Source organism: Motilimonas sp. 1_MG-2023 (assembly GCF_030547455.1).
Lineage (GTDB): Bacteria > Pseudomonadota > Gammaproteobacteria > Enterobacterales > CBDFNC01 > Motilimonas.
Map to the genome: position 1 here is coordinate 1 of NZ_JAUOPX010000095.1, position 1,862 is coordinate 1,862.

3 protein-coding genes are annotated in these 1,862 nt (G+C 38.2%); all 3 read left to right on the plus strand.

Going from position 1 to position 1,862, the window contains the following annotated elements; translation table 11 throughout:
* Window positions 1-440: 440 nt before the first annotated feature.
* The 3 genes from Q4519_RS21520 to Q4519_RS21530 all read left to right on the plus strand — a co-directional run bounded on the left by Q4519_RS21520 (window position 441) and on the right by Q4519_RS21530 (window position 1,747).
* Entirely contained in the window at window positions 441-743 is a 303-nt protein-coding gene (locus tag Q4519_RS21520) for a hypothetical protein (RefSeq protein ID WP_303515953.1), read from the plus strand.
* A gap of 228 nt (window positions 744-971) precedes the next feature.
* Complete coding sequence (locus Q4519_RS21525) at window positions 972-1,331, plus strand: hypothetical protein (protein WP_303515955.1); 360 nt, start codon at window positions 972-974, stop codon at window positions 1,329-1,331.
* 107 nt (window positions 1,332-1,438) lie between these two features.
* Complete coding sequence (locus Q4519_RS21530; RefSeq protein ID WP_303515957.1) at window positions 1,439-1,747, plus strand: DUF6419 family natural product biosynthesis protein; 309 nt, start codon at window positions 1,439-1,441, stop codon at window positions 1,745-1,747.
* Window positions 1,748-1,862: the final 115 nt, after the last annotated feature.

The window sequence follows — 1,862 nt, forward strand, 5'->3', positions numbered from 1 at the left end:
TTTATTTGTTTTCATAAGTACCTCAATGGTGATTGTACTTACTTAGTGGTGTGTCTAAAAGTAGTGGTAGGGATCAGAATGATGAAACGGGTGGCCGTGACTTACCGTCTGTTTGATGTTTATTTATACAGGTGTAATGGAGTTTAGCTGGTTTTGCCAAATTTTGGTGCGGTAAATAAATAGTAAAAGTCTCGCTTTGTTCACACCTTATTTCTAACACTTTGATATATAATCACAAAATGAATCAGCTGAATTCTTTATGGGGCCAAATTTGATCTCGGTAAATACTAGGCTCCCTTTGTTTTCCCCTGTGTTGCTTGTTACGGTTAACAAAAGAGCATTTAACTGGCTGAATATTATTAATTTATTTTATGCGGAATGACGATTTTCGTGCGGTAAAGTACGTATAAATACTAAAGCGTTAAGTGTACTAGGTGGGTATGGATAGAATTTATAGCATCAGACATTTTGGGTTATTTTCGAAACCATTTCTAACTATTAAAAACAATGGATTTATCTATAGAGATAACTTGTATACGCATGATGATATCAAAGCCATAAGAACATCCGGCGGACGTGGACAACCTCTTCGCATGGGTGTACAGCTTAACGATGGAAAATTGATTTTAATTAATGCAGCCGCACTAGAGCTAAGTGGCGTTAAAGCTAAGACAGGTTTCTTTTCCGGTAACAACGTAGTATTTGAAGAGCTCAGGGAATATTTTGAAAGTCCGCACACTTAACAAACGCAGTCTGTCGGAACGCCTTTCCGTTCCTTCGTCACTACAAGGCGTCCGCAGCTGCGGGCGTTGAGGCTGTAGAATTTCTCTTTTTTTAAGAAATATAGCCTGTTTTATGGGTTCCAAATGCATTACCTATTGTCTTAAAAGCGCTTAGGATTGATTGCTGGGTCCCGTTTTTTAGTCAAATCTGGCTGTTGGAGTTATTCTACAGTCTCGTTAGGTGTACTTATGGTTGAGCATGAGCAATTGTTAAAATTCGCTAAAGACGACGATGATGTTTGCGTCATGCTTTACATAGCGAAAGTCGGTGTTTCAATAGACTGGAAGAATTATTCACCCGATGAAGTTTTGTATATACCTGAAGAAATATTTGATTCTGTTGGACGAGATTTTATTGGGAAGATCGGTGGTGAACAGTATTATGGAAAGACCACACTGGATAATGAACATATAGAGTTATTGTGTAGCGAACGTGAATCATCAAAATATTCTGACAAGTATCTCAATACACTAACGGAAATCCGTAAATTTATTGATTATGGTTTACGTTTTAAAGACTCTCATTATTTAGCATTTGAGGGGCCATAGCACCTAACAAGGCGCTGCTCAAGTGATGGGACAGCCATCTTTTTTGCGTTACTAAATTTTATTTAAAGATAAATTCTACAGGCTCGTTATGTGCCAGAGGGGCTCCAATGATCAAGTTCGTAATTGGGTTTGCTATTATTCTTTCTTTAATTTGTATGTTTTTAGCTGCAGCACCTTTCACTCCTGCGGTAGGTATTTCATTTCTTTTGCTACTACTCGCGGGTTTCATCGGTTATAAAGGCTTTCTTCAGTCGGGTTTAGTTTTGTTATTAATTAACACCCTTGCGATTATTGGTAGCCCTAGCTCTGATATATCCACTGGAAATACACTTATGTTCTTACCAATACTTTTCATCATTTCATTTGGTGGTGTTTTATTAGGTGTAAGAAAGCTGCTCAGTAAAACAGGCACATAAGCTTATTTTTACCTCTAGTCTCATCCCACATAGATTTGAGGACATCCAGTGCGCCGAGCTAAATCGGTAGAAGATTGGAGGTGAAAGCCCTCTGACTGGTAAGACCTAGCAAGTC